The sequence below is a fragment of the Clostridium sp. DJ247 genome, assembly GCF_014231265.1.
Map to the genome: position 1 here is coordinate 83,113 of NZ_JABAIW010000004.1, position 22,867 is coordinate 105,979.

The window sequence follows — 22,867 nt, forward strand, 5'->3', positions numbered from 1 at the left end:
AAGGTGGAGACAAAGGAATTACTTAGAAAATTACCTAAGATTGATGAACTTTTGAGTGAGCAAATTGTAAAGGATGAAATGAAAATTACTGCAAGAAACATCATAATAGATTCTTTAAGGACGGCTGTGGAAAAATATAGAGAGTCAATACTAAATGATGAAATACATGAATTTGAAAAAAAACATATACTAAGTGATTATATATATATACTAGAGGAAAAAAAAGAATCAAATCTTAAAAGAGTTATAAATGCCACTGGGGTAGTTATTCATACTAACCTAGGGAGATCATTATTAGCGGAAAAAGCTCTGGAAAATGTGAAAAATGTAGCAGAAAGTTATAGTAATCTTGAGTATAATTTGAAAAAAGGTGAAAGAGGTTCACGGTACAGCCATGTAGAACAGATTATCAAAACTGTTACTGGTGCTGAAGCTGCAATGGTTGTTAATAATAATGCTGCAGCTGTAATGTTAGTATTGAATACATTATGTAAGAACAAGGAAGCTATAGTATCACGTGGACAATTAGTAGAAATAGGTGGATCATTTAGAGTGCCAGATGTTATGGCCTTCAGTGGAGCGAAACTGGTGGAAGTCGGAACTACGAACAGAACTCATTTATATGATTATGAAAATAGTATAAATGAAAATACAGGAGTATTACTTAAAATACATACATCTAATTTTAAAATTATTGGCTTCACAGAAGAAGTACTATCTGAAGATTTGGTTAAACTAGGGAAAAAATATGATATTCCACTAATTGAGGATATAGGAAGTGGAACTTTTGTTGATTTTTCAAAATATGGATTTGCATATGAGCCTACAGTTCAAGAAAGCATAAAAAAAGGTACTGATGTAGTAACCTTTAGTGGTGATAAAATGCTTGGGGGACCACAAGCAGGAATAATTGTAGGAAAGAAAAAATACATTGATGAAATGAAAAAAAATCAACTTACGAGAGCTCTTAGAATAGATAAAATGACACTAGCTGCACTTGAAGGTACGCTAAAATATTACCTAAGTGAAGAAGAAGCTGTAAAAAATATACCAACTCTTTATATGATATTAAGTCATAAGGAAGAACATAAAAAAAGAGCACAAAGACTTAAAAGAACATTACAGAATAAAGTTAAGGGGTTTAACTTTGAAATACAGGAAGATTATTCTATGGTTGGTGGTGGATCAATGCCTGTGGAGAAAATTCCAACCTATGTAATCAAAGTTCAATGTGAAAAGCTTTCACCGCAAGATCTGGAAAAAAAGCTGAGAAAAAATACAATACCTATAATTATAAGAATAGCAGATAACGCAATAAATATAGATTTAAGAACAATATTGGATAAGGACTTTGACATAATAGTTGATGCTTTTATAAAGCTTGACTCTGAATAGTTTAAATTTCAAGTCTTAAACCCCTATATATAGATAACCATGCCTGAAATTTAACTTATACTCCGGAATATGCTGCCAAACTTCGGCACGTTAAAAACTTTTAATCAGTCTAAAGTTCGTGTTTTTGAAAATCTAAGAAGCTTTGATAAACTCGTACCTCAAACATATCAAAGCTCCTAAGATTTTCAAAAAACACTTCACTAAGACTGATAAAAAAGTTTTTAAATGTGTCTTCAGTTTTGGCAGCATATCCCTACGTATAAGTTAAATTTCAAGTCTTGAACATTATAAAAAGATAAATTGCTTAGTATATGATTAGTTTAAAGTAGGTGATAGTGTGAAACATATTGTAATTGGAACTGCAGGGCATATAGATCATGGGAAAACTACGTTAATAAAAGCCTTAACGGGTAGAGAAACGGATACTTTGAGAGAAGAAAAGGAAAGAGGTATATCAATAAATTTAGGCTTTACATTTTTTGATATAAATTCGGAAAAAAGGGCAGGTATTATAGATGTTCCAGGACATGAGAAATTTATTAAGAATATGCTTGCAGGTGTAAGTGGTATAGATTTAGTTTTATTAGTGATTGCAGCAGATGAAGGTATAATGCCTCAAACTAGGGAACATCTTGAAATCCTTCAGCTTTTAAATATAAAAAAAGGTATAATAGTAATTACAAAGTGCGACTTAGTAGAGGAAGAATGGTTAACTATGATAAAACAGGATATAATAAGTGAGTTTACAGGAACCTTTCTTGAAAATGCACCTATTTATCCAGTCTCATCAAAAACTAAGAAAGGACTGGATTTATTAGTTAAATCTATAGACAAGTTAACTGAAGATATAGAAGCAAAAGATACTCAAGGTCATTTTAGACTTCCTGTAGATAGAGTTTTTTCAATAAGTGGATTTGGAACTGTAGTAACAGGAACAGTATTAAGCGGAACTATTAGAGAAGGTCAGACAATTCAAGTATATCCTTCAAATATTGTAACCAAAGTTAGGGGGATACAAGTACATGAAGAGAACGTGAAACTAGCTGAAGCTGGTGAAAGATGTGCAATTAATATAGCAAATATAAAAGTTGATGATGTAAAAAGAGGAGATGTGATCTCATCACAAAATTTAATGGAAGCATCACTAATGATAGATTGTAAGTTTTACTATTTAAAAAGTGCAGATAAACCATTAAAAAATAGGCAAAGAATAAGGTTGTATCATGGCACTAATGAAATTATGTGTAGGATAGTATTACTAGACAAAGAAGAGCTTAATCCCGGAGAAGAGGGGTATGTACAATTGAGACTAGAAAAGCCTATAACTGCACAAAGAAACGATAGATTTGTAGTGAGAAGCTACTCACCTATGTTTACTATAGGTGGAGGAGCAATAATCAATCCTGTTGCCAAAAAAACAAAAAGATTTGACCTTAAGTATATTGAAGAATTAAAAATAAAAGAAAGTGGAAAAACTGAAAATATAATTGAAAACACCATAAAAAAACTAAGTGAGAAATATCCTAATACTTTAGATATATTGAAAGCTTTAGGAAAAAATGAGGAAAATATTAAATTAGAACTTGAAAGATTAATAGAAGATAATAAAATAGTAAGTTTTGGTGAGGGAGACAGAACTGTGTATATACATAGTGAATTTTTAGCAGACAAAACTCAGCAGCTAGCAACTATGCTAGAAATATATCATAGAGAAAATCCACTAAAACTAGGTATATCAAAAGAAGAGTTAAAGAATAAAGTATTTGGAAAAGTAATTAAGCAAAAAATATATGATGAAATATTAGAATTTTTAAAAGAAAATAATAAGATAAAGATTCATGGAAATTTAGTTTCCTTAAGTAATTTTACAATAATTTATAATGAAAAACAAAAATCTATTAGGGAAAAAATTATAAAGGAATTTATGGTTTCTAAATTTTCACCACCAAAATATAGCGAGCTTCAAGCAGTAGAAAATGATACTAAGAATTTTAAAATGGTATTTGAAGCTTTATTAGATGAGGGAGATCTTATAAAGGTATCTGAAGATTGCTTTTTTCTAAAACAGCATTATGATGAAGCAAAAGAATTTGTTATAAAGTTTATAAAAAGCAGTGGAAGCATATCTATAGGTGATTTTAAAGATGAATTAAATACAAGTAGAAAATATGCAATAGCCCTAATGGAGAATTTTGATAGTATAAAGTTAACTAAAAGGATGGAAGATAAAAGGGTATTATATTAAATAGGCCATTCATTTGCTTGACATGCTGCATTTAATATCGTAAAATGTTTTGGTATGAAGTGAGACCTCGAAATGGTTGCTTATAAAGTTAAGATACAAACCTAGTATTTATATAAGTCATTTACTTGTTATTACTAGAAGATAAATAAAAATATGGGGGTAGATAGGTGCTGGTGTACCTGCCGGTCTTCAAAACCGTGTTGCCGTGCTAAGACCACGACGGGTGGGTTCGATTCCCACATATTCCCGCCATTGAAATTACAGGCTTTGAGAGGATTTTTATGATTCTTTCAAGGCTTTTTTATTTTTATGTAGAGATTTTTTTTAATGAATGTGTGGTTCTATAATAAAACTCTACTGAACTCTTTGTCGGCTCTACCTTATAATAATTATCATACAATTATAGTAGAAGCTCTCTCAATCAAATAGCTCCAGATCTAATGACATATTTTTAGATTAATATATTGCATATTTATTAAAATCAATGTATAATTATACAATAATCTATTAAATTGTCTAAATTGTATAAATTATCTAAATTGCCTTAAACAATAAATTTATGAAAGGTGCTGATATTAATGGAACAAATAGACGTAAATTATACCGACGAACTTATCAATAAATTAGGAGATTCAGTATTGTTTACTACAAATCGACCAAATATTGTAATGGAACGTGGAAAAGGTATGTACTTATGGGATACTGAAGGAAAATGCTATCTTGATTTCATAGGCGGTTGGGCTGTTAACTGTCTTGGACATTGTCCTGATATTGTTAACGAAGTTATGATGAAACAAGCTAAAACACTAATAAATGCTAGTCCTTCATTTTATAATAAACCGATGCTTCAATTTGCAAAGCTACTTACAGATAACTCCTGCTTTGATAGGGTATTTTTTTCCAATAGTGGTTCTGAAGCAAATGAGGGTGCTATTAAGCTTGCAAGAAAATATGGAAAAAAATTTCTTAATGGTGCTTATGAAATAATTACTACGATTAATAGTTTTCACGGAAGAACACTTGCTACAATGTCTGCAACTGGTAAAACAATCTGGGAGAATTTATATGAACCAAAGGTTCCAGGGTTTAAGCATGTACCACTAAATGATATAGATGCTATAAAAGCTTCCATAACCTCAAAAACATGTGCAATTATGCTAGAACCTATTCAAGGAGAAGGTGGAGTAAATGAAGCAGAGAAAGCTTATATTGAAACTATAAGCCATATATGTAAGGAGCATGGAATACTACTGATTTTTGATGAAGTTCAAACAGGCATCGGGAGAACAGGGAATTTATTTGCTTATGAACATTATGAAATTGAACCTGACATAATGACGCTTGCTAAAGGTATAGGAGGAGGTTATCCACTATCTGCATTATTAACCAAAGAAAAGCTAAATATATTTGAACCTGGTGACCAAGGTGGAACTTATTCAGCTCAACCATTAGGAATGGCTGTAGGAATGGCTGTAGTCAACGAAGTTATCAACAAAAAGTTATCTTTTAATGCAAAAATGCAAGGAGCTTATATATTAAGAAAGTTAGATGAATTAAAAGATAAGTATAAACTAAAAAATATAAGGGGTAAGGGATTACTTATTGCATTTGATCTTCCAAGCAGCAAAGGAACTGAAATTGTTGATAAATGCTTACAAGAAGGGCTGATTTTAAATTCACCAAGACCTTCAATTATTCGATTAATGCCACCTTTAATAGTCACTGAAAAAGATACTGATAATATGATTGATATTCTTACTAAAGTCTTAGACTTAACTCTGGAAATAAACTAGCGATTAAATATTAAACAGTTTTTCCACTTCGGACTACTGACAAGTTTAATTCCTTTGTTCACCATATATACTATATCAGTGGTAATGTTTCTGATGTTTTTAAAATTTTGGAATATGATAGGATTAGTAGTATGAAGTTATTATTTCAGAATATAAATTCTATAATCCACCAATCTCACTATAACTTTACACGAGCCCTCAATTATAAAGAGAAAAGTCCTCAACGGGATTACCGTGAGGACTTTTTGTATATGGCAAATATATGAGGATATTTGTGAGTAATATTCTCTTTAGTAAAGGTTGCTTTCTCTAGCTCCCACACATTTTCGTCTATATCAGGAAAGAATGTATCAGAGTCAAATTCTTGAAAAATGTGCGTAATATATAGTTTATCTGCATATGGCAGCATTTGCTCGTATATAGAAGCTCCACCACAAATGAATACTTCTCCCTCTAGTGACATTACTTCATCTATGCTGTGTACCACAGTTACTCCATCAATCTCAATGTTCTTAGTAGTAACTACTACGTTAGTTCTATCAGGCAGTGGCTTAATTGGTAATGACTCATAGGTATTGTATCCCATGACCACAGTATGCTCTTTAGTAACTCTTTTAAAATACTGTAGGTCTTGCTTTATGTGACATAGCAGAGAATTATTATTGCCTATGCCGTTATTTTTAGCTACTGCTGCAATTAAATTTATCATAAATGCTTCTCCTATATTTCTAGTTCAAATTTTAAATTGGGCTTTACTGGCTCATAATCCACCAATTTAAAATCCTCTATGGTAAAAACCTTTGAAACATGTTGCAAAGATATTTGTTAATATATTTATAGATTATAATAATTTTAACATTAAATATATTGAATATAAAGAAATTTTACTCCATAATGTAATATAACCTACGTGAAGAATTACTAACATATTTTAGTTTTCAAGGATAATGTTTTAAAGTGTGGAATATGAATACTACTGGGGGGATATTATGACACGTGAGCAAATCGAAGAAATTTTAAATTCCTTAATAGGTAAAAAAATAGTAATTAAAATGAACTCAAATTACTGCAGTTGTTTAATCAGCATGCAGCCAGAAGCTATAAAATTTTCAGAAGGAATTCGTGAAAGTAAAGTTAGTGATAGCTATATTCAAGAGAGACATATAAGTATAGTAGATAAAAAGGCACATTTTCAGATTGAATATGAAGATGTAGAAAATGTTAAATACAAGGATATTGATATGAAGAAGGTCTACGAACTTCAGTTAATATACAGAGACGGTACTAAAATTCAGTTTTACTCAGAGGAAGCTTTTGGCTAACATAAAATAACTAAAATTAGACAGTTATCAAAACAGTAGGCTTTAAAAATTAATTAAAAGTTATTAAAAACTGTTTTCTTGGAAAAAATATAATTGTATTAAGTCTAAAATTATATTTCAAGGAGGATATATCTTAGAGTTGGTAAGAAAGAATACAATTATTATAACTATAGTTTTACTTCTATATATTATATTTAACAGAAACACAGCATCAGAAATTGTTCGAGGCAGTAATAACATAAACTTAGATCCTAAGAAATACTCAGATTATTATATAGATAGGGTTACTACTTTTAAAAGCTTACAAAATAACAAAAAACAAATAATATTCTTAGGGGATAGCTTAATAGATATTTGTGAATGGGATGAATTGTTTAACAACCCATTAATTAAAAATCGAGGTATAAGTGGAGATACTACATACGGTGTATTAAATAGATTAGATGAAATAACAGAAGCAAAGCCAAAAAAAGTATTTATAATGTTAGGAATAAATGATATAGGCAAAGGAAGGACTACTGAAGCTATAATTATTGATTATAAAAAAATATTAAGTAAAATTAAGAAGGATTCTCCTGATATAGAAATATATGTTCATAGTGTATTACCTATAAATAAAGATATATTTAAAACTAACACAAAGGATGAAGAAATAGTTAACCTAAACTCAGCATTAAAGTCTCTTTGTGAAAAATTACAGGTGAAGTATGTAGATTTGTACTCTTTATTTACTGTATCAGGTAATAAGCTAAATCCTAAGTATACTACTGGAGGAATACATCTAAACGGAAGTGGATATTTAGTATGGAAAGAAGAAATAAAAAATTTTTGTAAATAAAATATTTGATTTTTCACATCATTAATATCATAAATAATTAATATAATAATATCTATTACATATTGTTATGAGCACAATTCTACTATTAAGAATATTTTAGTAGTAGAGGTGGTTTTTTATGGAAAATAAAAATAACGATGAAAACTTAGAATATGAAAAACTTAGTGAAAATAGCGAAGTACATGAATCTAACGAAGCTTATGAAGTTGACGAATTCAATGAAACTAATGAGCTTAACGAAGGCCTTAAGAAAAGTAAAATAAGATGTTTAATGTGCAATAGTTCAGAATGGGCAATTCTAGGTGAAATCCAAAGCTACGAAGTATATTCAAGAGAAAATAATTACGAATCTGAAGAAGAAAATTATATAAATACAGTAAAGATAGAGTGTAAACATTGTGGTCTTGTTTTAGAGTATAATACTAAATATTTTACTGATAAAGAAAAGAGAAAAGTAGTAAAAAAGATTTCAAGAGAAAAAAATATAATCTTTTAAAGCTATTTAAGCCGCTAACGAACAATTACACATATTCGTTAACGGCTTTTTAATTATTGATTATAAATACCTTAATTTCTAATATTATTAAAGTATATTTGTTTTATTACGATTATTTAGAGTATATATAATTAATTAAGTTTATAAGTGTAATAAAATATAGATACCCACAACTTAAATTTAGTTTACACGTAGGGATATATTGCCAATGTTGAAGTCACATTTAAATATTTTTTTATTAGTCTTAGCGAAAATTTGAGCTTTAGGCTAATTAAAAATATTTAACGTGACGAAACATGGCAATATATCCGGTCGTATAAATTAAATTTCGGGCGTGATTATCTATATAGTGCTAACATTTGAATATTATATTAAAATAAATCTTTACAATTATTACATTGTTGTAGAAAGGTGAATGATATGGTTCAGTGGTATAATAGTCCGTGGATAGAAGTAGTGAAAATGCTAGAAAGTAATGTATACTCTGGATTGGACGAAAGACAAGTAGTTGCAAGTAGAGATAGATATGGAAGCAATATAATAAATATCCCTAAGATAGGAGGTATTGTACTGCTAACAATTAAACAGCTAAGAGAACTATGGTTAATAATGATTATTATAGGTGCCATATTTTTTTTGTTTTTTAGGGAATTTTCTTTAGGTCTTATATTCTTATTAGTAGTTGGTATAAACTGTTTTTGTACTGCATTAGATGAGTATAATAAAGAAAAGGATTTAAAAGAGCTACACAAACTAAATATGGGTTTAGCTAGAGTTATAAGAGGCGGTAGGATATTAAGCATACCTATTAATGAGTTAGTAGTAGGAGATATAGTAATTGTATCAAAAGGAGAAAGTGTTCCAGCTGATTTAAGAGTTGTGGAAAGTAATGATTTAAAAGTTAATGAAACTTCAGTAACAGGAGAAAAGTTTATTTCAGAAAAATATGAGACTAAGATAGAGGATAAAGAAATAGCTCTTTCAGATATGAAAAATATTTTGTTTAAAGCATCAGTGGTTGTTAATGGTAGTGGTACAGGTGTAGTTATTGCTATAGGTATGAATACTCAGATATCTAATATAACTAGGTTATTTTTAGAAGAAAAACATAGCATTAATTCGTTAAATAAAAGAGTTAACAAATTACTTAATATATTTGTATTAGCTTCTGTTATTTGCTTATGCTTTGATATTGGATTAAGTATATCGGCAAAGGATCAATGGCAATATATTGCTAAGCGTTCAAGTACTTATATACTAAGTGTAATACCCTTTGGAGTAATAATTTGTATTTATATTGCTTCGTTAGTTTTAAATAAAATTATGAGGAAAAAGAATATTATTTTTAAAGATTTAACTACAATTGAAAAGTTATCCTTTATATCTGCTATTTGCACTGATAAAATTGGAGCTTTATCAGGTAACGAAATGAAGGTAAGTAAAATATATAGTAATGGAATGTATATAGGTTCCAAAGATAGCATGTTAAAGAGTGGTATAAGTGGGGATGAAAATGAAAACCTATATAGAATAATGAATATAGGATTACTTTGTAATGATACAAAGTTTAATTTAGGTATATTAAAAAATTCTAAGGATGATTTAATGGAAATTGCTTTAGTAAGATTTGGTTTTGAAAATGGAATAGATAAAAGAAAATTAGATATGGAACATCAAAGGGTAATAAATATATCTTTTGATACTGAAAGAAGAATAATGACATCAGTAAATAAGATTGACAAGAATTATAGAGCTAATATTAAAGGTGCCGTGGATTCACTGATAACACGTTGTACTCATGTAATGAAAAATGGTATTGAGATGGAAATAACCGATGAAGACGTAGAAGCTATAAAAAATGCAGATCTAAGTATGTCTAATGATTGCCTATCTGTAATTGGATTTGCTTATAGGAATTTTAATTATGAGCCTAGTCTTAAAGAAAATATAGAGAGCCATTTAGTATTTGTTGGATTGGTAGGTTTTGAAAATACCCTTAAGGAAGATGCTTTAGACTCTATAAAAAAATGCAAGGAGTTGTGTATAAGACCCATTATATTAACTGAAGATAACAAGCTTACAGCTTTTGCTATTGGTAAGAAAATTGGAACTGTATCAGGACTTCAAGAAATATTATCAGGAGTAGAAATCGATAATATGAATGATGAAGAGTTCCAACGTATAGGTAACAAAGTAGGAATTTTTTCAAGAATAACCTCAAGAAACAAAATCAAAATAATAAAAGCATTAAAAAGTTATGGATATGTGACAGCTTTAACGGGGATGAAACTCACAGATTTACCAGCGTTAAAAACGGCTGATATTGGAATAACTACTTCTGTTAGTAGTATTGTAAAGAAGTTATCAGATATATTTTTATTAGATATAGATTTTATGAAGTTACTTAATATGGTTGAAGATTCAAGAAAAATAGTAAGCACTATGAAAAAAATTATTGCATATATTTTTACTTGTAGTGTTTCTATGGTTATATTTTTAACTCTTATCTATGCCGGAAGATATGAGGTGCCCTATATAATAATAGAAACATTTTGGATAAACAGTTTTATAATGATACTATCGTCTTTAGCTTTAATTTTTCAATATGAAGAAGAAACGGCCTATTGCTTTAATTCTCCAATAAATATAAACTTTATAAAACAAAGACTTCCTTTTGTTATTTTTAATGGAAGTTTTATAGGCTTAGGTGGGTTTTTTACGTTTATACTAATGTATAACAAAGGTCTAGAACTGGCACAAGCATGTGCTTTTACTATAATAAATTTAGGAATTATAATTTTTATTTATAGTTTTTCAAACAAGCTGTTTTTTAAAAATGTTAAAACTAATTTGTTAATACTACTTAACCTAATGCTGCAGATTGCAATTATATTATTTTTTTATGGCAAAGTAGTTATATATAACATAAAGTATTTAAAAGGCATAGGGATTTTTATATTAATATGGTTTGTAATAAATTTATTTAATAAATTTGATAAAAATGACTACTAGGATTAAGCCTTTTGCTGTTTGGTTAGAATAGCAAAAGGAGGTGACTTAAAGTGGTAAAACCCCTGGTGTATTACGCAATTTCATTTTTTGTGTCTTGTATTTTCATGTTAATATTGCAGGAAAATGTTTTTATAGGTGCGGTTATTGCTGCATCTTTTTTTGCAGTACTTTTTTTTACTCTAGATAAAAGAGTATTTGCTATAAGTATAGTTTTTTTCTTAACAGCAATAATAAGTTTTCAATTGTATTTTAGCATAGAGGTTCCTAATATCATAGAAGTAAGAATAACACAAAAATTTGGCTATAACTGGCTTGGTGAATATAAAGGACGAAAGCTGATAATAAGCGGTAAAATAAATAAGTTAGAGGAAGGTAAAAAAATTAAAGCATATGGAAAATTTGATTATAACAAGCAATATTCAAGAGGAATTATTGGAAAATATAATGTGCTAAAATATGAAAGTTTAAATAAAGACTTTGTTAGTTATTTTTATAGTATTAAGAAAAATATACACTATTCTTTTCAACAACAGCTAGGAGAGGAAAAGTCGGCACTTATAATGGCACTGTGTTATGGAGATACAGGCTATCTTTCCCAAAGTCAAAAGGAAGAATTTAAAAAGTTAGGTGTATATCATGCTGTTAGTGTTTCTGGTTTTCATATGGCAATTATTTATAAAATATTAGAAATGTTTTTGGGATTGAAAATTTCTATATTAGTTTCTTTTTTATATTTAATTTTTACTGGAATTCAAGCTGCAACTTTAAGAGCATTTATAATGATATTAGTATTTAAGTTTTCAAAAAAACTATGTAAAAATTATGATCCTATATCTTCACTGAGTTTGGCAGCTTTAATAATACTGTTAAATAAACCTTTTTATGCGGCGAATATAGGATTTGGACTATCCTTTCTAGCAACCTTAGGAATATTAATATATTATAAAAGAATGGTAAGAGTTATGTATAAGCTCCCTGTTAAGCTAAGTGAAAGTTTAGGTATAACACTTAGTTCTCAGGTATTTACCATACCATATACGGCATTTACAATTCAAAATTTTAGTGCTGGTTTTATACTGGGAAATACTTTATTACTACCTATGTATTCTGTTTTAGTTATATTAGGAAACATAACTTTATTAATGTGTTCTATAAAACCTGTATTTATTTTATTTTCAAAAGCCTTAAATTTAATTTTAACGGCATTAGAAGGTGCTAACTATCTACTATTAGATTTATCACCTAGTACCAGCTATCTAGGTTACTTTGAAGGTATAGCTTTTGTATTAGTTTATTTTAGTTTTATTATGTATAAATATGGATATGAAAAATATAAGTATCTTCCTGTATTTATTCTTTTTTCATTTGTACTGAACAGTTATAGTTTTGTTCCATTTATATATTATACAAGGTTTCATGGAGGAGAGGGTGTTACTGTAAAATATAAAAATCAAAGTACCATGATATGTAATTATGACATAAGTTCAGCCAAGGAGGTTATTAGTCTTAAAGATGAAATGGATATAAAAAGAATTGTTACTAATCCTGATGCAGATACTTTAGTAAAAATAGATAGAAATTTTTACATAAAGGTTTTAGAACAGAATTATAAAGATAAAAATGTTAAACAAAAAGTCCTTGGCGAAAGTAATATATTCTTAAAGAATTATAAAAATTATAAGGAGATAAGTGTAATTAAATCTGATTATACCAGTGAAGCTTTTAAAAATAATATTCCAAATAATTCTTTAAATAAAGTAGGATATATAAATAATAACAGTGGCTCTTTATATGTTATAATGTTCAATAGAATGTTAAAGATAAAGTGAAATTGAATGAGTTGAAAACTTAAATTATACGTAGGGATATGATACCAATCCTGACTAACGATTGGTATCATATTCCGGAGTATAATTTAAGTTTTCACTGGAAAATTCCATATATAGTAGCTTGCTTATAGTGAGAGGTGTTAAAAATGATAGATATATTTGCTCTTCAACAAAATATAAAGCAGAACAAAATAGAGAACTGTTATGTATTATGCGGTAGTGATGAACAGTTAATAAAAGAAGGGGTAAGTTCTATTGTCAACAAAGTTATAGATAAAAATTTTATGGAATTAAATTATGTAAAATTTGATGGTAATTCCGTAGAAAGCTTTGATACAATAGTTAATGCTTGTCAAACCTTACCCTTCATGAGTGAAAAAAAGGTAGTGCTTATATATAGAGCTGCTTTTATTCAGGATGAAAAGAGTGGAAACAGTAAACTTTCAAGCGATAAAGCATTCAATGAAATACTTAACTATGTAGATAAGATTCCTGAACATTGTGTGCTTATAATATATGATGTATTTAAAAGTAAGCGTGATAAACCAGGGAAAAGAATAAATAAACTGGATAAGAAAGTTTCTGTAGTTAAGGCTGATAAAATAAAAGGCCTACAATTAGAAAACAAAGTAAAGAATTTTTTCGAAATTAGAAATAAAGATATAGGGAAAATAGAATTAAAAATTTTCTGTGATTTAATGGAAGAAAATAACTTGAGCAGTATTGAAAATGAGGTAGAAAAGCTTTGCTGTTATGTAGATGATAGAGATATAACAAAGGAAGATATCAAAAGTTTATTCTTAAAAAGTAGTGATGACGATATTTTTGATTTAGTTAATCCTATATCGCATAAGAAAGTTAAAGAAGCTTTAGAAGTTATGAATGAACTTATATATAGAGGTGAAAAGATTCCTTATATTTTGAATATGGTTGAAAGACAGTTTAACTTATTGTTTAGAGTAAAACTTGGAATACAGTGTGGTAAGAATAAACAAGAAATTATAAAAGAATTAGGTAGATTTAATGTAAGGTCTGAATATGCAGTAGATATGCTTATAAAACAAAGTAAGAAATTTACATTAAGGCAAATACAACATGCACTAGAGCTTTGTATCAATACAGAACAAAAAATGAAGAGCTCATCTTTAAATGAAAAAACAGAACTGGAACTGTTAATTATAAATGCAATAGCAGGGTAAGAAGAATAAAGTGAAACTTGAATCAGATGGGGTTTCATATAAAGATGGGAGTATTAGAGCGGGTAGTTATCAGATAAAATAAATAACCGGTTAACATATAACCGGTTCATTTATTAAGCGCTTAGGTTATTTAATTTTGCTGCTAATCTTGATTTGCTTCTTGCTGCTTTATTTTTATGTAATACGCCCTTTGAAGCAGCCATATCTAACGCTTTAACAGCAGATACGAAAGCAGTTTTAGCTGTTTCAACATTGCCACCTTCAACAGCAACTAAAAATTTCTTTATAACAGTTTTTAATGCTGATTTGATCATTTTGTTTTGAAGAGTTTTAGTTTCAGTAACTTTTATTCTTTTCTTAGCTGATTTTATATTTGCCATAGTTTCACCCCCTTATATTTTTATAGGGTCTCAACAGCTTTGGGGAAATTCGCTAGTGAGTCTCATTTATTCAACAAATGATATTATAGCATTAAACTTTGTGTACTTCAAGCATAATTTTAATTAAACATTATAATTAATAGAAATGAAATTAAATTATGTTTTGAACTTTGATGTAAACATTATATTTCCTGTTATTTAAAGGGGAATATGAATATAAATTAAGGAAAACCTAATAACAAATTAATTTGTTATTAGGAGAGTGAAGTTATGATTAGTATAAGAACAGATCTGGCAGTAGAAGCTAAAGAGATTTATCAAAAAGAAAACAATGGGGATATATCTGGAGTGGAAGTAGAAGAAAGTCAGGAAGGAGATATAAAGATAACCAGTGTTAAAATAACAAATGACATTGGGGAGAAAATGATGAGAAAGCCAAAAGGTACATATATAACTATTGATATGCCTCGCTTTACTCATTATGATGGGGAAACTATGGATGAGGTTAGTAGAGCTTTAGGAAAAACTCTGTCTGATATGGTTAAAATTGATGATAGTATGACTGCATTAGTAGTTGGATTAGGAAATTGGAACATAACTCCAGACGCATTAGGTCCTAAAGTTGTATCTAAGCTTATGGTAACCAGGCATTTAAAACAACTTGTACCAGATCAAATTGATGAAAGAATAAGACCAGTATGTGCTATAGCTCCAGGAGTTTTAGGGTTAACTGGAATAGAGACCGGAGAAATTATAAAAGGTGTTGTAGATAAAATCAAACCCAATTTAATAATATGTATAGATGCATTGGCTTCAAGAAAAATGGAGAGAGTAAATTCTACTATACAAATAGGAAATACTGGGATTTCACCAGGGTCAGGAGTAGGAAATAAGAGAATGGAGATAAGTGAAGAAAGGTTAGGTATACCTGTTATTGCTATTGGGGTGCCAACGGTTGTAGATGCGGCAACTATGGCAAATGACACTATAGATATGGTTTTAGATCAAATGATAACTCAGTCAAAGCAGGGGGGACAATTTTATAATATGCTAAAATCTATAAATAAAGACGAAAAACAGAGAATGATTCAGGAAATATTAGATCCGTACGTGGGAAATCTCATGGTAACACCTAAAGAGGTAGACTTGGTTATAGACTCCGTCTCTAAGGTTATTGCTAATGGCATAAATATAGCTCTTCAACCAGCCTTAGAGTTGGAAGACATAAATAGATTTCTTAGTTAGTGTGGTGCACGGTTAAAATTTAACTTATACGACCGGATATGTTGACAAACTTCAGCACGTTAAAAACTTTTAATCAGTCTAAAGTTCGTGTTTAAGAAAATCTAAGAACCTTATATAAACTCGCTGCACTCAAACATATATAAGGTTCTAAGATTTTCTAAAACACTTCGCTAAGACTGATAAAAAAGTTTTTAAATGTGCTTTCAGTTTTGTCAACATATCCCTACGTATAAGTTAAACTTCCACTTTCGAACTATAAGTAGGGCTTAAAATCGGAAATTTAGTTTATATTAAGTAATAAATTTAAGAGACCTCTCATATAAATCTAATGTGGATTAACACTACCATAAGTAGATTTACATGAGAGGGGGGAAACTGCTTTGAATTAGTTCATAGCGGTGCAATTATTGAACTACAGAAAGATAAATAAGGTAAATGTAAATAATGATTTTAAAGTAAAGGCTTGTACTTTAATGATAAGCTTAATTTTAGTGATTATTTTACCTTGTATGGTTAGGGCAAACTCTTATAACAGTAATACAAAGGGAAATATGTTATATGTTCAGCTGTTAAATTATGCTATGCCTGTGATTAAGGCTACTGCTTTCAACGAAGATGATATGGCAGAGAGTAATTTTACTATAACTCGCTTTATGTTAAGTATGGTTGGTTTAGATTTAAATAATCCTTTGTCCGTGCTTAACAGAGAAATAGCTTTTATTGGACCTAATAATGGAGATAACGGTAGTTCGGTGAATGTGAGTTTTAATCATTTTAAGTTAGATGATAAGCAAATATCAAAGATTGATGGAAATATAAATTCAAATAATACTCAGGATTTAAGCTTAGAAAACAAAGTTGTAAATGTATATGACCCTAAGCTGAAGAAGACTATTAATGCTAATAAACCTGAAGTATTGATATATCATACTCATACTACAGAAAGTTATAAACCTGGAAAACCAGATAGTTTTGATAATACTCAGAATGTTGTGGCTGTTGGTGATGCATTAATTAATGAACTTCAGTCTAATTATGGTATATCATCAATAAATGATAAAACAGTTCATAATGCAGAAGCCTATAACCAGAGTTATGCTAGATCAGTGGTAACTTTAGATAAATATTTAAGTGAATATAAAGATTTTAGATTGATAATAGATATGCATAGAGATTCAGTTGAAAATAAAAAAGCTGTTACAATAAAAATGAATGGGGAAAATGTAGCAACCTTTGCGTTAGTTATGTCTAGAAAAAATCCTCATTTTGAAAAAAATATGGCACTGGCCAATAAGATAATGGATGTCTCTAATAAGTTATTTCCTGGTTTTTGCAAAGGTGTTATATATTATAATTATGGTACTAGATATTTTAATCAAGATAGAAGCAACAATGCTGTTTTAATAGAAGTAGGTGCAGATATTAATACCAGTGAAGAGGCAAAAGCATCTGCAAAATATCTTGCTAGAATCATAGCTGAGGTCTTAAATAAATAAAACTTATTGTAAAATATTACGAGAAATTGAATAAAAAATATAAAAAAGCACATCCTTAATGATAGGTAAAATAAGAGTTTTTAATTCCTATTAGGGGGTGCTTTTTTATGGTAAAAAGCAAAATTAAGGGTATTCTATTAATTACTTTCATCTGTTTAATGATAGTATTTTATGGGTTTATAGTTATCAGTGGAAGCTTGCCTAAGTTTATAAAAGACAGGTCTGCACTAAAGATAAATTATAATTTGTCTCCTTTTGATTTTACAGTAGATATAAATGATTATTCATTATATGTAAACCAAAAAGTTTTTATAAATGTAAAAAATGGCTCTGTGAGATTATTTAATAATATAGAAAGTAGTATACATAATAGTGTAAATAGTGTTATGAATAGGACTTCTCAAGTATATAAAAGTATGGAAGATCAGATTAGGGAGGTATTTCAAAATAGAGTAAAATAACTTACATACAATGTACTTTTCACTGTAATGCTCTTATGTTATAATGTACTATGGCTATTTATATAGTGAGATAATACTAAGATTTGCAAGGTTGTGCAAATCTTTTAAATTGTAATTAATAATGGAGGGTAAAATCATATGCAGAGCGAAAGACAAAAGTATATAAGAAATTTTTCAATAGTTGCTCATATAGATCATGGTAAATCTACACTTGCAGATAGATTAATAGAAAAAACAGGTACCCTTACGGAAAGAGAGATGGACTCACAGGTACTTGATAATATGGAGCTAGAAAAGGAGAGAGGAATAACTATTAAATCACAAGCTGTAAGGCTTGTTTATAAAAGGCCAAACGGTGAAGAGTATATTTTAAATCTAATAGATACTCCGGGACATGTAGATTTTAATTATGAAGTTTCAAGAAGCTTAGCGGCTTGTGAAGGTGCAATACTTGTAGTAGATGCTACTCAAGGAATACAGGCGCAGACCTTAGCTAACTGCTATCTTGCTTTAGATCATGATTTAGAAATAGTTCCTGTAATAAATAAGATAGATTTAGCTAGTGCAAGACCAGATGAGGTAAAAAAGGAAATTGAGGATATTATTGGTATAGAAGCTAGTGATGCCCCAATGGTTTCTGCTAAGACTGGTTTAAATATTGAAGATGTATTAGAAGCTGTAGTTGAAAAAGTGCCAGCACCTACTGGCGATGAAAATGATCCACTAAAAGCACTTATATTCGACTCTTATTATGATAGTTATAGAGGTGTTGTATGTCATATAAGGGTTAAAGAAGGAACTATAAAGCCAGGCACACAGATAAAGCTTATGGCAACAGGGAAGGTGTATGAAGTTGCTGAAACGGGAATATTTGTACCTAGATATATGTCTATACCAGAACTTAAAGCTGGTGATGTTGGATATTTTACAGCCTCTATTAAGAATGTAAGAGATGCTCGTGTGGGTGATACGGTAACAGAAGCAAAAAGACCTGCATCTGAAGCATTAGAAGGCTATAGACCAGCAGTTCCTATGGTTTATAGTGGTATTTACCCTGTAGATGGTGCAAAATATGGAGAATTGAAAGAAGCCTTAGAAAAGTTACAGGTAAATGACGCTGCCTTAGCTTTCGAGCCAGAAACATCTATAGCCTTGGGATTCGGATTTAGATGCGGATTTTTAGGTCTTCTACACATGGATGTTATACAGGAAAGAATAGAAAGAGAATTTAATTTAGAAATTATAACAACAGCACCATCTGTTATATATAAGATTGGAAAAAATGATGGGTCTGTTATTGAGCTTACAAATCCAACAAATCTTCCAGACCCAACGGAAATAAAATATATGGAAGAACCTATAGTGAAAGCAGCAATAATTACTCCTTCTGATTATGTAGGAGCGGTTATGGATCTTGCACAAAATAGACGTGGAACCTTTAAAGACATGCAATATATAGATACTACTAGAGTTACTCTAAATTATGAAATACCATTAAATGAAATAATATATGATTTTTTTGATGCTTTAAAGTCTAGGAGTAGAGGATATGCTTCTTTGGATTACGAATTAGCAGGCTACAAAGAGGCTAAATTAGTGAAATTAGATATACTCTTAAATGCAGATGTAGTAGATGCATTGTCTATGATAGTTCCTCAGGAGAGAGCATATGATAGAGGAAGGTCTATAGCTGAAAAGCTAAAAGAAATAATACCAAGACAGATGTTTGAAATACCTATTCAAGCAGCTGTAGGAGGAAAAGTTATAGCTAGAGAAACAGTAAAAGCTATGAGGAAAGACGTTTTAGCTAAGTGCTACGGAGGAGATATAAGTAGAAAGAAAAAGCTTCTAGAAAAGCAGAAGGAAGGTAAAAAGAGAATGAGACAGGTAGGTTCTGTTGAAGTTCCACAAGAGGCATTTATGGCTGTGTTAAAAACAGAAGATTAAAATGCTGAAATATATTATTTGAATAGTTGGTGTTTTTATGGATAAAAAATATGGTGTTACTAAAAAATCTGAAGAAACTGCTTTATATATTCATATCCCTTTTTGTAAACAAAAGTGTTTATACTGTGATTTTCCGTCATTCTGTGGAAAAGAAAGACTTATGATAGATTATTCAAAGGCTTTAGCTAAAGATATAGAAAGTATTGGTCATAGAAAAGTTAATACCATATTTGTAGGTGGGGGTACTCCCACCTATTTATCTTTAGAGGCTTGGGAAAATATAGGTCAATCTATAGATAACTTATATAAAAGTAATGAGTTAGAATTTACCGTAGAAGGAAATCCAGGAACCTTTAGTGCCGAAAAACTTATGTATTTAAAGAAACTAGGAGTAAATAGACTTAGTATAGGACTTCAAGCTTGGGATAACTCAACTTTAAAAGACATAGGAAGAATACATACTGTTGAGGAATTTATTCATGGTTATAAGCTAGCTAGGGAATTAGGCTTTAACAATATAAATATAGATTTAATGTTTGGGTTACCTAATCAAAGCTTGGATAGCTGGAAAAGAACTTTAGAAAATGTTGCTGCATTGTCTCCAGAACATATCTCTTGTTATAGTTTAATAATTGAAGAGGGTACACCTTTTGAAAAGATGTATCACAACGGAAGTCTGAGTTTGCCAAGTGAAGAAGTAGAAAGGGAAATGTATAGGTACGCAGTAAATTTTTTAAGATTAAATGGATATAATCAGTATGAAATATCAAACTTTGCAATGCCAGAAAAAGAATGCAAACATAATCTAGTATATTGGAATTTAGGCAATTATATAGGGTGTGGAGCAGCTTCACATTCGTATATAGATGGTTATAGGTATAGAAAAACTGAAAATATAGAAGAATATATAAAGGTTATTAATTCGTATAAAGATATAAAATTAGATAAGCATAAGAATTCAATAAAAGATGATATGGAAGAATTTATGTTTATGGGGCTAAGAAAAATAAATGGTATTTCTATTGAGGAGTTTCAAAATAGATTTAACAAAGATATTTTTGAAGTTTATGAAAGTGTAATAAAAACATATTTAGATAATGGCATGATAGTTAGAAAAAATAATAGATTATATTTAAGTGCCAGAGGAATAGAGGTATCTAACAGTATAATGTGCGATTTTATTTTAAGTTAATATAAAATCATAATGCGATTTTAAGAGAAAAACGAAGAAAAAGATAAGCTTTTGAATATAATTAAGAAAATTATTTTATATAACTTAATAAACTGATTTAAGTGAGGTTGACAAATAAAATTATGAGTGATATTTTTTAATCATAGCAATTAGCACTCAATAACACTGAGTGCTAATAAAGAGGTGATATTATGGAAATGGATGAAAGAAAGATAAGAATACTTCAGGCTATAATAAATGATTATATAAATACAGCTGAGCCTGTGGGATCCAGAACCATAGCAAAAAAGTATGATTTAGGTATTAGTTCAGCTACTATAAGAAATGAAATGGCTGACTTAGAAGACATGGGATATTTAGAGCAACCGCATAGTTCTGCGGGTAGAAGACCTTCCAATAAAGGTTATAGGTTGTATGTAGATAGACTAATGCAAATACCAAATTTAACAGTAGAAGAGCAGTATGCAATTAAGGAACTAATTATTGATTCAGCATTATTTGAAATAAATAAGATAATAAGACAGACTACATCTTTGTTATCTGAGCTCACAAAACTTACATGTATAGTAAAAACACCTTCTTTAAACACAAGCTATATAAAGCATATACAGCTTATAAACATAGACTCTAATAATATTTTATTGGTAATAATAACAGGTAGTGGTATAATAAAAAACAATATTATAAGAGTTGGAAAAAATGTAAGTCCTGATTTATTGGTTAAGCTAAGTAATATATTGAATGCTAGGCTAAGAAATCTAAACTGTGACCAAATAAACCTTGAGGTTATAAATAACCTTAGAAAGGACTTGGAAGGTCATGAAGATATATTCAGTGCTATAATACCGGTATTGTATGAGAGCTTAAGTAATAGAAACACTAATGAAATTTATACAGAAGGTGCAGTGAATATGCTTAATTACCCGGAATTTAAGGACATAGATAAGGCAAAAGATTTTTTATCATTGTTAGATAACAAAGATAAAATAAATAGTTTGTTAAATGGTGAATCAAGTATTTCCGTAAAAATAGGTACAGAAAATTATACTGAAGGTGCCGAGGATTGTAGTGTGGTTTCGGCAGTTTATAATTTGAAGGATAAACCTATAGGTGAAATAGGTATAATAGGACCTACTAGAATGCAATACTCAAAAGTTATATCTATATTATCTAATGTGGTTAAAGAACTTAACATCATGTTAAATCATATATATTATGATGATAGATAACATTCATTTTAAAACAAATAAACAATTTATAAATGCTAGATTGGAGGGTTTGTTGAAATGTTCAACGACGAGGATAAAAAGATTGAAGAGCCTATAGAAAGCAGCACTCAGGAAGATATACAAAATTCTAAATCTGCAGAATCTAATTCTGAGAAAATCAATAATGAAGAAAAAGAACAATCTTTAAATGAGGATACCGTAAATGAAAAGATGGATGCAGAAGAAGGTGAAAATTCTATAGATGTTTTACAATCCTTATTAGAGGGATTAAGACAAGAAAATATTAAAGTAAAAGATGAAAATGAAGCCTTGAAAGATAGATTAGCTAGAACAGCAGCCGAGTATGAAAACTTTAGAAAAAGAACAGTAAAAGAAAAAGAAGGCATATATACGGATGCTTGTGAAGATGTATTAACACAAATACTTCCTATTCTTGATAACTTAGAAAGAGCTGTATCTGTAGATGGAAATATTGACGACTTGAAAAAAGGAATAGAAATGACTTTAAGGCAATTTAACACTTCACTGGAAAAATTAAATGTTGAAGAAATAGAATCTTCTGGTGAGTTCAATCCACATCTTCATAATGCTGTAATGCATATAGATGATGAACAGTATGGAAAGAATCAAATAGTTGAAGTATTTCAAAAAGGTTATAAAAGAGGTGATAAAGTTTTAAGATACAGTATGGTTAAAGTTGCAAATTAACTAATACAACATAGTAATTTTTAGCTTAGAATATTATACTTAAACAAAAAACTTTGTTTACTAAATGTAACTTAACGTTA

At 29.4% G+C, this 22,867-nt stretch carries 18 protein-coding genes and 1 tRNA gene; 17 read left to right on the forward strand and 2 right to left on the reverse strand.

The window, feature by feature from the left end; all coding sequences use genetic code 11:
- Window positions 1–3: 3 nt before the first annotated feature.
- The 4 genes from selA (at window position 4) to HGI79_RS02975 (ending at window position 5,433) form a co-directional block, all read left to right on the forward strand.
- The gene (gene selA / locus HGI79_RS02960) at window positions 4–1,395 is read left to right on the forward strand and encodes an L-seryl-tRNA(Sec) selenium transferase (protein ID WP_185649225.1); all 1,392 of its coding nucleotides are present in this window, start codon (window positions 4–6) and stop codon (window positions 1,393–1,395) included.
- A gap of 337 nt (window positions 1,396–1,732) precedes the next feature.
- Window positions 1,733–3,640, forward strand: coding sequence for a selenocysteine-specific translation elongation factor (gene selB, locus HGI79_RS02965; protein ID WP_185649224.1), 1,908 nt, complete (start codon window positions 1,733–1,735; stop codon window positions 3,638–3,640).
- Between the two features lie 155 nt (window positions 3,641–3,795).
- Window positions 3,796–3,892 (forward strand) — tRNA-Sec (locus tag HGI79_RS02970).
- Between the two features lie 326 nt (window positions 3,893–4,218).
- Window positions 4,219–5,433 (forward strand): acetylornithine/succinylornithine family transaminase, encoded by a 1,215-nt coding sequence (locus tag HGI79_RS02975; RefSeq protein WP_185649223.1) that lies wholly within the window; start codon window positions 4,219–4,221, stop codon window positions 5,431–5,433.
- A gap of 229 nt (window positions 5,434–5,662) precedes the next feature.
- Here HGI79_RS02975 and HGI79_RS02980 read toward each other — a convergent pair whose 3' ends face one another.
- Window positions 5,663–6,142, reverse strand: coding sequence for a dihydrofolate reductase (locus HGI79_RS02980; protein ID WP_185649222.1), 480 nt, complete (start codon window positions 6,140–6,142; stop codon window positions 5,663–5,665).
- Window positions 6,143–6,422: 280 nt separating this feature from the next.
- Here HGI79_RS02980 and HGI79_RS02985 point away from each other — a divergent pair, with 280 nt between their 5' ends.
- The 6 genes from HGI79_RS02985 to holA all read left to right on the forward strand — a co-directional run bounded on the left by HGI79_RS02985 (window position 6,423) and on the right by holA (window position 14,129).
- A complete protein-coding gene (locus HGI79_RS02985) occupies window positions 6,423–6,755 on the forward strand; it encodes a hypothetical protein (protein ID WP_185649221.1) in 333 nt (110 codons plus the stop codon).
- A gap of 139 nt (window positions 6,756–6,894) precedes the next feature.
- Window positions 6,895–7,593 (forward strand): GDSL-type esterase/lipase family protein, encoded by a 699-nt coding sequence (locus HGI79_RS02990; protein ID WP_207725690.1) that lies wholly within the window; start codon window positions 6,895–6,897, stop codon window positions 7,591–7,593.
- Between the two features lie 118 nt (window positions 7,594–7,711).
- On the forward strand, window positions 7,712–8,089 hold the full coding sequence (locus tag HGI79_RS02995) for a hypothetical protein (RefSeq protein ID WP_185649220.1): 378 nt from the start codon (window positions 7,712–7,714) through the stop codon (window positions 8,087–8,089).
- A gap of 420 nt (window positions 8,090–8,509) precedes the next feature.
- Window positions 8,510–11,101, forward strand: coding sequence for an HAD-IC family P-type ATPase (locus HGI79_RS03000; protein ID WP_185649219.1), 2,592 nt, complete (start codon window positions 8,510–8,512; stop codon window positions 11,099–11,101).
- 104 nt (window positions 11,102–11,205) lie between these two features.
- Entirely contained in the window at window positions 11,206–12,930 is a 1,725-nt protein-coding gene (locus tag HGI79_RS03005; protein WP_185649218.1) for a ComEC/Rec2 family competence protein, read from the forward strand.
- A gap of 146 nt (window positions 12,931–13,076) precedes the next feature.
- Window positions 13,077–14,129 carry a DNA polymerase III subunit delta gene (holA, locus tag HGI79_RS03010; protein WP_185649217.1) on the forward strand — a complete coding sequence of 351 codons (1,053 nt, stop codon included), beginning with the start codon at window positions 13,077–13,079 and terminating at the stop codon, window positions 14,127–14,129.
- A 113-nt stretch (window positions 14,130–14,242) separates the two neighbouring features.
- Here holA and rpsT read toward each other — a convergent pair whose 3' ends face one another.
- Window positions 14,243–14,509 (reverse strand): 30S ribosomal protein S20, encoded by a 267-nt coding sequence (rpsT, locus tag HGI79_RS03015; protein ID WP_185649216.1) that lies wholly within the window; start codon window positions 14,507–14,509, stop codon window positions 14,243–14,245.
- A 270-nt stretch (window positions 14,510–14,779) separates the two neighbouring features.
- On the opposite strand from rpsT, the gene gpr reads away from it, so the two are divergent.
- From gpr to grpE, 7 genes are all read left to right on the forward strand, one after another.
- Window positions 14,780–15,754: a GPR endopeptidase gene (gene gpr / locus HGI79_RS03020; protein ID WP_185649215.1), complete on the forward strand. Its 975-nt coding sequence runs from the start codon at window positions 14,780–14,782 to the stop codon at window positions 15,752–15,754.
- A 407-nt stretch (window positions 15,755–16,161) separates the two neighbouring features.
- Window positions 16,162–17,250, forward strand: coding sequence for a stage II sporulation protein P (locus HGI79_RS03025; protein ID WP_395939497.1), 1,089 nt, complete (start codon window positions 16,162–16,164; stop codon window positions 17,248–17,250).
- Between the two features lie 107 nt (window positions 17,251–17,357).
- Window positions 17,358–17,711, forward strand: a complete 354-nt coding sequence (locus HGI79_RS03030; protein WP_185649214.1) for a hypothetical protein — start codon at window positions 17,358–17,360, stop codon at window positions 17,709–17,711.
- 138 nt (window positions 17,712–17,849) lie between these two features.
- Window positions 17,850–19,658: a translation elongation factor 4 gene (lepA, locus tag HGI79_RS03035; protein WP_185649213.1), complete on the forward strand. Its 1,809-nt coding sequence runs from the start codon at window positions 17,850–17,852 to the stop codon at window positions 19,656–19,658.
- Between the two features lie 37 nt (window positions 19,659–19,695).
- Window positions 19,696–20,850 (forward strand): radical SAM family heme chaperone HemW, encoded by a 1,155-nt coding sequence (gene hemW, locus HGI79_RS03040; protein ID WP_185649212.1) that lies wholly within the window; start codon window positions 19,696–19,698, stop codon window positions 20,848–20,850.
- A gap of 191 nt (window positions 20,851–21,041) precedes the next feature.
- Complete coding sequence (gene hrcA, locus HGI79_RS03045; protein WP_185649211.1) at window positions 21,042–22,079, forward strand: heat-inducible transcriptional repressor HrcA; 1,038 nt, start codon at window positions 21,042–21,044, stop codon at window positions 22,077–22,079.
- A gap of 57 nt (window positions 22,080–22,136) precedes the next feature.
- Window positions 22,137–22,787 (forward strand): nucleotide exchange factor GrpE, encoded by a 651-nt coding sequence (gene grpE / locus HGI79_RS03050; protein WP_185649210.1) that lies wholly within the window; start codon window positions 22,137–22,139, stop codon window positions 22,785–22,787.
- Window positions 22,788–22,867 lie beyond the last annotated feature (80 nt).